The organism is Serratia sp. MF1(2023) (assembly GCF_030954545.1).
In the GTDB taxonomy this organism is placed as follows: domain Bacteria; phylum Pseudomonadota; class Gammaproteobacteria; order Enterobacterales; family Enterobacteriaceae; genus Serratia; species Serratia sarumanii.
This window is the reverse complement of the sequence record NZ_JAVHUX010000041.1, coordinates 1-12,386: the sequence shown is the minus strand read 5'-3', so window position 1 is coordinate 12,386 and position 12,386 is coordinate 1. Positions and strand designations below refer to the sequence as shown.

Annotated in this window: 9 protein-coding genes, 1 tRNA gene and 2 rRNA genes; 5 read left to right on the top strand and 7 right to left on the bottom strand. The window is 61.5% G+C overall.

What is annotated here, in order from left to right:
• Positions 1 to 145: 145 nt before the first annotated feature.
• The 5 genes from iclR (at position 146) to REA38_RS19575 (ending at position 5,712) form a co-directional block, all read left to right on the top strand.
• Entirely contained in the window at positions 146 to 976 is an 831-nt protein-coding gene (gene iclR / locus REA38_RS19595; RefSeq protein ID WP_004936648.1) for a glyoxylate bypass operon transcriptional repressor IclR, read from the top strand.
• Positions 977 to 1,229: 253 nt separating this feature from the next.
• Complete coding sequence (gene gntK / locus REA38_RS19590; RefSeq protein ID WP_004936645.1) at positions 1,230 to 1,769, top strand: gluconokinase; 540 nt, start codon at positions 1,230 to 1,232, stop codon at positions 1,767 to 1,769.
• A complete protein-coding gene (gntU, locus tag REA38_RS19585) occupies positions 1,766 to 3,103 on the top strand; it encodes a gluconate transporter (protein WP_033649721.1) in 1,338 nt (445 codons plus the stop codon). The genes gntK and gntU overlap by 4 nt, the downstream gene beginning before the upstream one ends.
• A gap of 98 nt (positions 3,104 to 3,201) precedes the next feature.
• Positions 3,202 to 5,016, top strand: coding sequence for a phosphogluconate dehydratase (gene edd / locus REA38_RS19580; protein WP_033649690.1), 1,815 nt, complete (start codon positions 3,202 to 3,204; stop codon positions 5,014 to 5,016).
• 54 nt (positions 5,017 to 5,070) lie between these two features.
• Positions 5,071 to 5,712 carry a bifunctional 4-hydroxy-2-oxoglutarate aldolase/2-dehydro-3-deoxy-phosphogluconate aldolase gene (locus tag REA38_RS19575; protein WP_033649689.1) on the top strand — a complete coding sequence of 214 codons (642 nt, stop codon included), beginning with the start codon at positions 5,071 to 5,073 and terminating at the stop codon, positions 5,710 to 5,712.
• 1 nt (position 5,713) lies between these two features.
• Here REA38_RS19575 and aceK read toward each other — a convergent pair whose 3' ends face one another.
• From aceK to rrf (REA38_RS19540), 7 genes are all read right to left on the bottom strand, one after another.
• Positions 5,714 to 7,468: a bifunctional isocitrate dehydrogenase kinase/phosphatase gene (aceK, locus tag REA38_RS19570; protein ID WP_033649688.1), complete on the bottom strand. Its 1,755-nt coding sequence runs from the start codon at positions 7,466 to 7,468 to the stop codon at positions 5,714 to 5,716.
• A 69-nt stretch (positions 7,469 to 7,537) separates the two neighbouring features.
• Entirely contained in the window at positions 7,538 to 8,845 is a 1,308-nt protein-coding gene (gene aceA / locus REA38_RS19565; RefSeq protein WP_004936630.1) for an isocitrate lyase, read from the bottom strand.
• 41 nt (positions 8,846 to 8,886) lie between these two features.
• A complete protein-coding gene (gene aceB, locus REA38_RS19560; protein WP_308886478.1) occupies positions 8,887 to 10,485 on the bottom strand; it encodes a malate synthase A in 1,599 nt (532 codons plus the stop codon).
• A gap of 374 nt (positions 10,486 to 10,859) precedes the next feature.
• Positions 10,860 to 11,789, bottom strand: coding sequence for a homoserine O-succinyltransferase (gene metA / locus REA38_RS19555; protein WP_103774528.1), 930 nt, complete (start codon positions 11,787 to 11,789; stop codon positions 10,860 to 10,862).
• Between the two features lie 200 nt (positions 11,790 to 11,989).
• Positions 11,990 to 12,105, bottom strand: a 5S ribosomal RNA gene (gene rrf / locus REA38_RS19550).
• Between the two features lie 45 nt (positions 12,106 to 12,150).
• Positions 12,151 to 12,226, bottom strand: a tRNA-Thr gene (locus REA38_RS19545).
• Between the two features lie 14 nt (positions 12,227 to 12,240).
• Positions 12,241 to 12,356 (bottom strand): 5S ribosomal RNA (gene rrf / locus REA38_RS19540).
• Between the last annotated feature and the right edge of the window lie 30 nt (positions 12,357 to 12,386).

Below are 12,386 nucleotides of genomic sequence, written 5' to 3'. Positions count from 1 at the left end.
CACAGCTTGTAAGGACAAAGGGCCAGACGACAATTGAGAGTTTTTCAGGTTGTGCGCCAACACCTCCGATGAGCTGACGGCGACTTGCAATTCATCGACAAAAAACGAAAATGAATTCCATCATACGGAAAAAGGAATCTTACCCATGGCCACCCCTGCTCCCGCCAAACGCGGCAAGAAGCCCCGCGCAGCAGCCCCGGCCGCCAGTGCGGCGACCGGCCAGGTACAATCGTTGACCCGTGGCCTGAAGCTGTTGGAGTACATTTCGGAAGCCCAGGGCAACGTGGCGCTGACCGATCTGGCCCAGCAGGCCGGCCTGCCGAACTCCACCACTCACCGCCTGCTCACCACCATGCAGCAGCAGGGATTCGTGCGCCAGGTCGGCGATCTCGGCCTGTGGACCATCGGCTCGCACGCCTTTGTGGTCGGCAGCAGCTTCCTGCAAAGCCGCAACCTGCTGGCGATGGTGCACCCGACGCTGCGCCGCCTGATGGAAGAGTCCGGCGAAACCGTCAACCTGGCGGTGCTGGATACCAGCGAGTACCAGGCGATCATCATCGATCAGGTGCAGTGTACGGCGCTGATGCGCATGTCGGCGCCAATCGGCGGCAAACTGCCGATGCACGCCTCCGGCGCCGGCAAGGCGTTCCTCGCCACCCTGCCGGACGATCAGGTAACCAAACTGCTGCACAAGAAAGGCATGCACACCTACACACCGCACACCCTGACGCCGCACAACCTGAAAGAGGGGCTGGCGCAGATCCGCAAACAGGGCTTCTCCTTTGACGACGAAGAGCACGCGCTCGGCCTGCGCTGCGTGGCGGCCTGCATCTTCGACGAGCACCGCGAAGCCTTCGCCGCCATCTCCATCTCCGGCCCGGTGTCGCGCATCACCGACGATCGCGTGATCGAGCTGGGGGCGCTGGTGATCCACGCGGCCAAAGAGATCAGCCTGGCCTACGGCGGCGTGCGCTGATCCCCCCCCTCCGAGGGGCGCCCCTGCGCGCCCTCTCTCCTGATTCCTTGCTCTGTTGTCAGCATGTAACAGGCTATCGGCATCCTGTGTAGCGCACGGGAAAAAAGCTTGAAGCCGATCACAGTTAGCGATCCTCACGGCGAAAGCCCATTGCAACCGCTCAAACTTCCTTCGACAATGTTACCGATAACATGTTACCGGTAACAAACAAGCTGAACGAAGGTAACGTCACCCGGTGTTTTGGAGCCAAGCCATGACCAACAATCAAAATCGCATTTACGTCGTTATGGGCGTTTCCGGCAGCGGCAAGTCCGCCGTCGCTGCCGCCGCGGCCCGCCAACTCTCCGCCGGCTTCCTCGACGGCGACTTCCTGCATCCGCGCAGCAACATCCTGAAGATGGCCGCCGGCGAAGCGTTGAACGACGACGATCGCGCCCCGTGGCTGGCCGCGCTCAACGACGCCGCCTTCGCCATGCAGCGCACCAACAACGTGTCGATCATCGTCTGCTCGGCGCTGAAAAAGCAGTATCGCGACCGCCTGCGCGCCGGCAACGGCAACCTGTCGTTCATCTATCTGCACGGCGAGTTCCCGGTGATCGAATCCCGCCTGGCGGCGCGTAACGGCCACTTCTTCAAACCGCAGATGCTGGTCACCCAGTTCGCCGCGCTGGAGCAGCCGGGCGCCGACGAGAACGACGTGATGGCGATCGACATCAACCAGCCGCTGGACGCGGTGATCGCCGATACCGTGCGCCATATCCAGAGCTTCCTGCCGCAGGACGTGTGCGCGTGAGTACCGTAACGCTGGTCGGTACCGCAGTCGGCTCGGTTTTACTGCTGTTATTCCTGGTGATGAAGGCGCGCATGCACGCCTTCGTCGCGCTGATGCTGGTATCCATCGCCGCCGGCATCTTCTCCGGCATGCCGCTGGACCATATTGCCGACACCATGCAAAAAGGCATGGGCGACACGCTGGGCTTCCTGGCGATCGTGGTGGCGCTCGGGGCGATGTTCGGCAAGATCCTGCATGAGGTCGGCGCGCTCGATCAAATTGCGGCGCAATTGCTGAAACGATTCGGACAAAGCAAGGCGCACTACGCGCTCGGCATCGCCGGCCTGATCTGCGCGCTGCCGCTGTTCTTCGACGTGGCGGTGGTGCTGCTGATCGGCATCGTGTTCGCCGTGGCGCGCCGCACCGACGGCAATATCGTCAAGCTGGCCATTCCGCTGTTCGCCGGCGTGGCCGCCGCCGCCTCCTTCCTGCTGCCGGGGCCGGTGCCGATGCTGCTGGCTTCGCAGATGAAGGCCGACTTCGGCTGGATGATCGCCATCGGCCTGGTGGCGGCGGTGATCGGCATGCTGATCGCCGGCCCGCTGTACGGCAGCTTTATCAGCCGCTTCGTCAACTGGCCGATGCCGCCGGAAGAGAACGAGCCGACGTTGACCAAGGGCAATTTGCCGTCGTTCGGCTTCAGCCTGGCGCTGGTGCTGTGCCCGCTGGTGCTGGTCGGCATGAAGACCATCGGCGCGCGGCTGGTCACCCCCGGCTCGCAGCTGCAGCAGTGGCTGGAGTTTATCGGCCACCCGTTCACCGCCATTCTGCTGGCCTGCCTGATCGTGATTTACGGCCTGGCGAAGCCGCGCGGCATGAGCAACGAACAGACGCTGGCCATCTGCTCCGCCGCGGTGCAACCGGCCGGGATCATCCTGCTAATGACCGGCGCCGGCGGGGTGTTCAAACAGATCCTGGTGGATTCCGGCGTAGGGCCGGCGCTGGGTGACGCGATGATCGGCGCCGGCCTGCCGATCGCCGTGGCCGCCTTTGCGCTCTCCGCCATGGTGCGGGTGATTCAGGGCTCGGCCACCGTCGCCTGTCTGACCACCGTCGGCCTGGTGCTGCCGGTCACCAGCCAGCTCGGGCTGAACGGCGGGCAGCTGGCCGCGCTGGCTATCTGCATCGCCGGCGGCTCCATCGTGCTGAGCCACGTCAACGACGCCGGTTTTTGGCTGTTCGGCAAATTCACCGGCGCCAACGAACTGCAAACGCTGAAAACCTGGACGGTGATGGAAACGATTCTGGGCAGCGTCGGCGGCGCTATCGGCATGATTGCATTCACGATGTTTTAAATCCTAAATCGCCCCCGGCCTTGCACACCAGGGCTGCAAATCATCCCCGGGGGCACCGCCACAGGCGGCGACTATAACAACAGCAATGTGAGGAAGGCATGATTAACCCAACCTTGTCCCGTGTCACGCAGCGCATCATCCACCGTTCCCAGGCCAGCCGCGCCGCCTATCTGGCGCGCATCGAGGCGGCCCGTTCCCAAACCGTCCACCGCGCGCAGCTGGCCTGCGGCAACCTGGCCCACGGCTTCGCCGCCTGTCAGCCCGATGACAAGACGGCGCTGAAAAACATGGTGCGCAGCGATATCGCCATCATCACCGCCTACAACGACATGCTGTCGGCCCACCAGCCGTACGAACACTACCCGCAGCGGCTGAAGCAGGCGCTGAAGGCGGTGGGCGCCGTGGGCCAGGTGGCCGGCGGCGTGCCGGCGATGTGCGACGGCGTGACACAGGGGCAGGACGGCATGGAGCTGTCGCTGATGAGCCGTGACGTGATCGCCATGTCAGCCGCCGTCGGCCTGTCGCACAATATGTTCGACGGCGCGCTGTTCCTCGGCATCTGCGACAAGATCGTGCCGGGGCTGGTGATGGCCGCCCTCTCCTTCGGCCACCTGCCCGCGCTGTTCGTGCCGGCCGGCCCGATGAGCAGCGGCCTGCCGAACAAGGAAAAGGTGCGCGTGCGCCAGCTGTACGCCGAGGGCAAGGCCGATCGTCTGGCGCTGCTGGAAGCCGAGGCCGCCTCCTATCACGGCATCGGCACCTGCACCTTCTACGGCACCGCCAACACCAACCAGATGGTGATGGAAGTGATGGGCCTGCACCTGCCGGGCGCCTCTTTCGTGCATCCGGATACGCCGCTGCGCGACGCGCTGAACGACGCCGCTGCGCGCCAGGTGACGCGACTGACCGACACCGCCGGCAACTACCTGCCGATCGGCCGCCTGGTGGACGAGAAAGTGGTGGTGAACGGCATCGTCTCGCTGCTGGCCACCGGCGGCTCCACCAACCTGACCATGCATCTGGTGGCGATGGCGCGCGCAGCGGGCATCATCATCACCTGGGACGATTTCTCGGAGCTGTCGGAGGCGGTGCCGCTGCTGTGTCGCATCTACCCGAACGGCCCGGCCGACATCAACCAGTTCCAGGCCGCCGGCGGCGTGCCGCTGGTGGTGCGTGAGCTGTTGCAACACGGGCTGCTGCACGAAGACGTGCACACCGTGGCCGGTTTCGGCCTGCACCGCTACACCCAGGAACCCTGGCTGGATAATGGCCAGCTGGTGTGGCGTGAAGGCGTAACCGGTTCGCTCGACGCCAGCGTGATCGCCAGCGTCGCTCAGCCGTTTGAACATCACGGCGGCACCAAAGTGATGGCCGGCAATCTGGGCCGTGCGGTGATGAAAACCTCGGCGGTGCCCGCCGACAACCAGATCATCGAAGCGCCGGCGGTGGTGTTCGACAGCCAGCACGACATCGTGCCGGCGTTTGAAGCCGGCAAGCTGGATCGCGATTGCGTGGTGGTGGTGCGTTTCCAGGGGCCGCAGGCCAACGGCATGCCGGAGTTGCACAAGCTGATGCCGCCGCTAGGCGTGCTGATGGATCGCGGCTTCAAAGTGGCGCTGGTGACCGACGGCCGCCTGTCAGGCGCCTCCGGCAAGGTGCCTTCCGCCATCCACGTCACCCCGGAAGCCTATACCGGCGGCCTGCTGGCGAAAGTGCGCGACGGCGATCCGATCCGCGTCAACGGCCGCAGCGGCGAGCTGCAGGTACTGGTCGACGCCGACGAACTGGCCCAACGCACGCCGTGCCAACCCGATCTGAGCGCAGAACACATCGGCTGCGGCCGCGAGCTGTTCGGCGCGCTGCGCAGCCAGCTGTCCGGCGCCGAGCAGGGCGCCTGCTGCATCACATTTTAATCGATAGCCTGGCCGCATCGCCGCCTGGCGGCGGCCACAAAGGAGAACGTCATCATGAACAAGTGGAAAACAAGCGCCGAGCAGATCCTGACGGCGGGGCCGGTGGTGCCGGTGATCGTGATCAACAAGCTGGAACATGCGGTGCCGTTGGCGAAAGCGCTGGTCGCCGGCGGCGTGCGGGTGCTGGAAGTGACGCTGCGCACCGCCTGCGCCATGGACGCCATTCGCGCCATCGCCCAAGAAGTGCCGGAAGCGATCATCGGCGCCGGTACCGTGATCAATCCGCAGCAGCTGCGTGAAGTGACCGAGGCCGGCGCGCAGTTCGCCATCAGCCCGGGGCTGACCGACGAGCTGCTCAAGGCAGCCACCGCCGGGTCCATTCCGCTTATTCCGGGCATCAGCACCGTTTCCGAACTGATGCTGGGCATGGATTACGGCCTGCGCGAGTTTAAATTCTTCCCGGCGGAAGCCAACGGCGGCGTAAAAGCGCTGCAGGCGATCGGCGGCCCGTTCCCGCAGGTGCGCTTCTGCCCGACCGGCGGCATCTCGCCGGACAACTACCGCAGCTATCTGGCGCTGAAAAGCGTGCTGTGCATCGGCGGCTCCTGGCTGGTGCCGGCGGACGCGCTGGAAAGCGGCGACTACGCGCGCATCACCGAACTGGCGCGCGCCGCCGTCGCGGGCGCCCAGGCCTGATTTACATCGCAGCGGTGGCGGCCGGCAGCGCCGCCCCGCTGCGCTGGCTGAACCGCTGCTTCTTGCGGTAAGCGAACACGTCTTCCACGTGCCCCTCGCGGATGCGCTGCTGTAACCCGCGCCAATACTCCGCGGTAAACAGATCGCTGTGCAATTCTTCAAACACCTGCCGAATGCGCCGATCGCCGCACAGGAAGTGGCGGAACTCCTCCGGGAACACGTCGTTGGGCGCGATGCTGTACCACGGCTCGCTGGCCAGCTCGTCCTCCGGATAGCGCGGCGGCGGAATGTCGCGGAAGTTGACCTCAGTCATGTAGCAAATTTCGTCGTAGTCGTAGAACACCACCCGCCCGTGGCGCGTCACGCCGAAGTTCTTGAACAGCATGTCGCCGGGGAAGATATTGGCGGCGGCCAGCTGCTTGATGGCATTGCCGTACTCTTCGATCGCATCGCGCATCTGCTGGTCGTTGGCCTGCTCCAGATACAGGTTCAGCGGCGTCATGCGCCGTTCCATATACAGATGTTTGATCACGATGCGATCGCCGAGATCTTCCAGCTTGCCCGGCACTTCGCGCTGCAGCTCCGCCAACAGCGCCGGGCTGAGACGCGCCTTGTCGACGACGAAATTCTCGTACTCCTGGGTATCCGCCATGCGCCCGACGCGATCATGCTCTTTCACCAGCTGATAGCAGGCCATCACCTGCGCCTGCGTCACCTCTTTTTGCGGGGCGAATTCGTCTTTAATCACTTTAAACACCCGATCGAAGGATGGCAGGGTGAACACCAGCATCACCATGCCCTTCACCCCCGGCGCGATAATGAACTGCTCCTGCGACTGCGCCATAAAGGTCAGGTATTCGCGATAGCATTCAGTTTTGCCGTGCTTCTGGCAGCCGATCGCCATGTACAGCTCGGCGGTGGTTTTGCCCGGTAGGATCTCGCGCAGCCACTCCACCATCGCCGCCGGCAGCGGCGCATAGACCATGAAATAAGATCGGGCGAAGCCGAAGACGATGCTGGCCTCGGCCTTACCGGTCAGGCAGGCGTCGATAAACAGCGCGCCCGACTCGCTGTGGTGGATAGGCAGCAAGAACGGATAAACGCCGTCGGCCAGACGCAGCTTGCCGACCAGCCAGGCGGCCTTGTTGCGATAGAACAGTTCGTTGGCGATCTGGAAGGTTGCCCCCGCCAACTGCTGTGCGCTGAAGGCGCGTTGCAGCGCCTGAGTGATGTAGTGAATATCGCGCGTCAAATCCTCCCACGGCAGCCGCAGCGGCAGATCGCTCAGCACGCTGCGCAGCATCGCCGGCAGATCGCCATTGGGGGTGAAATCGCGCGCCAGCGGACGCGGAATGTCGCGAAAGCGCCGCTCCGGCTGCGAACTGAAGACGAACAGCTTGTCCGGCGTCAGATCGCGGTGCTTGAACAGCCGGCAGTAGACCGAGTTAAAGAAGCTTTCGGCGATCTCGAAGCGCGGGTAGTCCGGCAGCAGGTCGATATAGACTGCTTTGACCCGGCTGGGGAAGTCGGCGTCGAAGTATTTCTGCCCGGTGATGCATTTGAGCTGCTCCACCACCAGGCCGACGTGATGGTCATACAGATGGATGCGCTTTTTCATCGCCCGCTGCACCGCCGGCCAGTCCGCCTGCTCGAAGCGCTGCTGCGCGCCGGCGGTCACTTCCAGAAAGCGGCCGTACTGCGCATCGAAGCCTTGCAGGATCGTCTGTGCGATCAACAACTCCAGTTTTGCCGCCATCCTTACCCCCGCCAGAAAAAGAAGCCTGCGCATGCAGGCTCCGGATGAAACGTCTTCAAGCTTGCCGCATCAGAACTGCTGTTCTTCCGTCGAACCGGTCAGCGCAGTGACCGAAGAAGCGCCGCCCTGAATGATGGTGGTGACCTTGTCGAAGTAGCCGGTGCCCACCTCTTGCTGGTGCGACGCGAAGGTGTAACCGCGATCCACCGCGGCGAACTCCGCCTGCTGCACCTTCTCGACGTAGTGTTTCATGCCCTCGCCCTGCGCATAGGCGTGCGCCAGGTCGAACATGTTGAACCACATGCTGTGGATGCCCGCCAGCGTAATGAACTGATACTTGTAGCCCATGTCCGACAGCGCCTGCTGGAAGCGGGCGATGGTCTGGTCGTCGAGGTTCTTCTTCCAGTTGAACGACGGCGAGCAGTTGTAGGCCAGCAGCTTGCCCGGGTATTTGGCGTGGATGGCGTCGGCGAAGCGCTGAGCGGCATCCAGATCCGGCGTTGAGGTTTCGCACCACACCATATCTGCGTAGGGGGCGTAAGCCAGGCCGCGGCTGATCGCCTGCTCGACGCCCGCATGGGTGCGGAAGAAGCCTTCCGCCGTGCGCTCGCCGGTGACGAAGGCGCTGTCATACGGATCGCAATCGGAGGTCAGCAGGTCGGCCGCATCGGCGTCGGTGCGGGCGATCACCAGCGTCGGCACGCCGAGCACGTCGGCCGCCAGGCGCGCGGCGACCAGCTTCTGAATCGCTTCCTGCGTCGGCACCAGCACTTTGCCGCCCATATGGCCGCATTTCTTCACCGCCGCCAGCTGATCTTCAAAGTGCACCCCGGCGGCACCGGCGGTGATCATCGCTTTCATCAGCTCGAAGGCGTTCAGCACGCCGCCGAAGCCGGCTTCCGCATCGGCGACGATCGGCAGGAAGTAATCGGTATAGCCTTTGCTGCCCGGCTCAATCTGGTTCGCCCATTGGATCTGATCGGCGCGGCGGAAGGTATTGTTGATGCGCTCGACCACCTTCGGCACCGAGTCCACCGGATACAGCGACTGGTCAGGGTACATGGCCGCCGCGCTGTTGGCGTCCGCCGCCACCTGCCAACCGGACAGGTAGATAGCCTCGACGCCGGCTTTGGCCTGCTGCAGCGCCTGGCCGCCGGTCAGCGCGCCCAGGCAGTTCACGTAGCCTTTGCGCGCCTTGCCGTTCAGCAACGCCCACAGTTTGGCGGCACCGTTTTGCGCCAGAGTGCATTCCGGGTTGACCGAACCGCGCAGGTTGATCACGTCTTCGGCGCTATAAGGGCGGGTGATGCCTTCCCAACGGGCCGATTTCCATTCCTGTTCCAGCTGCTGGATCTGTTGAGAGCGAGAGGTAGACATAATTTTTATCCTTTCAGTCGTGTAGGGTTGATTGGGAAAATTCAGGCCAGCAGCTCATAGCCGGGCAGCGTCAGGAAATCGATTAACTCATCTTGCGTGGTGATGCGCTCCATCAGGCGCGCCGCCTCTTCGTACCGGCCGGCGTTAAAGCGCGCTTCCCCCACTTCTTCACGCACCACCAACATCTCTTCTTGCAGCATCTGGCGGAACAGCGCCTTGGTGACCGGGCGCCCGTCGCTCAGGCTCTTCTCGTGGTGGATCCACTGCCAGATAGACGTACGGGAGATTTCCGCCGTGGCCGCATCTTCCATCAAACCGTAAATCGGCACGCAGCCGTTGCCGGAGATCCAGGCTTCGATGTACTGCACCGCCACGCGAATATTGGCGCGCATCCCCGCTTCGGTACGCTCGCCATCGCACGGTTCCAGCAGCTGTGCGGCGCTGATCGGCGCGTCTTGCTCACGCAGCACCTCCAGCTGGTTTTGGCGATCGCCCAGCGCTTTGCCGAACACTTCCATCACCGTGTCCGCCAGCCCCGGGTGCGCCACCCAGGTGCCGTCGTGGCCGTTGCTGGCCTCCAGCTCTTTGTCCGCCCGTACCTTGTTCAGCACCCAGGCGTTTTTCTCGGCGTCTTTGCTCGGGATAAACGCTGCCATGCCGCCCATGGCGAACGCGCCGCGCTTATGACAGGTTTTGATCAGCAGGCGCGAATAGGCGCTGAGGAAAGGTTTCTCCATGGTCACCGACTGACGATCCGGCAGCACGCGATCGCCGTGATTCTTCAGCGTTTTGATGTAGCTGAAGATGTAATCCCAGCGGCCGCAGTTCAGACCCACGATGTGATCGCGCAGGTGGTAGAGGATTTCGTCCATCTGGAACACCGCCGGCAGGGTTTCGATCAGCACGGTCGCTTTGATGGTGCCGCGCGACAGATCGAAACGATCCTCGGTAAAGCTGAAGACATCGCTCCACCAGGCCGCTTCTTCCCAGGACTGGGTTTTCGGCAGGTAGAAATACGGGCCGCTGCCCTTGGCCAACAGTTGGCGATAGTTGTGGTAGAAGTACAGCGCGAAATCGAACAGGCCGCCGGGAATGGCTTCATCACGCCACAGTACGTGCTTCTCCGGCAGATGCAGGCCGCGCACGCGAGCGATCAATACCGCCGGGTTCGGTTTCAGCTGGTAGATTTTGCCGGCTTCATTGGTGTAGGAAATGGTGCCGTTAACCGCATCGTGCAGGTTAATTTGGCCGTCGATAACTTTGTCCCAGCTTGGCGCCAGCGAGTCTTCGAAGTCCGCCATGAACACTTTTACGTTGGCATTAAGCGCATTGATCACCATCTTGCGCTCAACCGGCCCGGTGATCTCGACCCGGCGGTCACGCAGATCTTGCGGAATGCCGCGGATCTGCCAGTCACCTTCACGAATGGAAGTGGTTTCCGAAATAAACCCCGGCAGTTCGCCGCGATCGATATTTTGCTGCCAGCGGACACGCGCCGCCAGCAGCTCGTTGCGCCGCGGCGTGAATTTCCCCACCAGTTCCGCCAGGAATTCAACCGCTTCATCGGTCAACACCTGGCGTTCCGCTGCGGCGAAACCCTGCGTAAACCTTAACTCCGTGCCTGCTATCTGTTGCGTCATGACCTTGCTCCTTCCCATCGTTGCGCCCGCGCGACCGGCGCATTTTCATCAGAAATCACTGTGGATCAGGGCGGATGAAACGATCCTCAACTGGTCAGATCTCATCCCGATAGCTCTAAGAATACTCAACAAAAAATAAAAATCAAAAACCATTTCCATTTTATTATTAAATATTTTATTAACACTTTATTATCAATTGGTTAGATAAAATAGCAATAATGACAGGTAAGGAAATCGCTTCCAGTAATTTGATGAGGACGCGATAACGCCTTGTTGAACAAAGAATTTATTGGATAAGTGTCGGATAAAAAGAGGATCTTGCAGAGGATCAACGGAGCGGCGGCCTCGATTCAGCCGCCGGCAGGCAGAAAAGATCAGTCGAGCGTCGGATTCATATGACGCAGATCGTACGGCGTGATCTGGTAGACGTAATAGTTGAGCCAGTTGGAAAACAGCAGATGGCCATGGCTGCGCCAGGTGGCTTTCGGTGTCAGTGCGGGGTTGTCATCGGGGAAGTAGTTGAGCGGAACGGAGGGATCGAGGCCAGCTTCGTGGTCGCGACAATACTCCCCCGCCAGGGTCAGCGCATCATACTCCGGATGGCCGGTGACGAACGCCAGGCGCTTATCCCTGCTGGCGAACAGGTAGGCGCCCGCCTGTTCGGATTCGGCCAGAATATCCAGGTCGGTATATTGGCGAATCACCTCGGTCGGGAAATCGGCATAGCGTGAATGCGGCGCCAGGAAACTTTCGTCGAAGCCGCGCGTCAGCAACGCATGCTGCTGTAGCGTTTGGTGCGGGTAAACGCCGGAGAGCTTCACTTCGCGCGTCATCTTGGGAATGCCATACAGAATATTCAACGCCGCCTGTACCGCCCAGCACACGAACAGCGTGGAGGTAACGTGGTGCTTGGCCCAGTCGATCACCCGTTCGATCTGTGGCCAATAGGCAACATCGCAGAAATCGACCAGCCCCAGCGGCGCGCCGGTGACGATCAGACCATCGAAGTTCTCGTTCTGGATATCCTCGAAGTCGCAGTAGAAGTTATTCAGATGCTCGGCCGGCGTGTTCTTCGATTCGCGGCTGTCGATACGCAGCAGCTGGATATCAATCTGCAGCGGCGAGTTGGACAACAGGCGCAGAAACTGGTTTTCCGTTTCGATCTTCTTTGGCATCAGGTTGAGGATCAGCACTTTCAGTGGCCTGATTTCCTGTGTTTTTGCCCGCGAGGATGTCATCACGAAGACATTCTCACCGCGCAAGAAATTGACCGCAGGTAACTCATCAGGAACACGAATCGGCATTGCTTAACCCTCACACATCCATTTATACGTTTAGACTTCTAGATGCCCGAAGATAGCTTTTTTTTCCGTCGCTGTCGAGCATTCAGCGGAAAGGTGAAAATGTTTCATTGCGCGATCTGCGCCAAGATATGAGTAGAGAGAGTAAAAGGACTGAAAAGCAAAAAGGCCATCCTTTCGGATGGCCTCTTGGCTTATTTGATGCTTGGCAGTGTCCTACTCTCGCATGGGGAGACCCCACACTACCATCGGCGCTACGGCGTTTCACTTCTGAGTTCGGCATGGGGTCAGGTGGGACCACCGCGCTATTGCCGCCAAGCAAATTCTTTTTTCTGCCGAACGTCTAAACCCACTTTAAATAAAGTGGTGCTGATACCCAGAGTCGAACTGGGGACCTCACCCTTACCAAGGGTGCGCTCTACCAACTGAGCCATATCAGCACGCTTAATTTGATGCCTGGCAGTGTCCTACTCTCGCATGGGGAGACCCCACACTACCATCGGCGCTACGGCGTTTCACTTCTGAGTTCGGCATGGGGTCAGGTGGGACCACCGCGCTATTGCCGCCAGGCAAATTCTGTTTCATTCCAACCGCTTCACT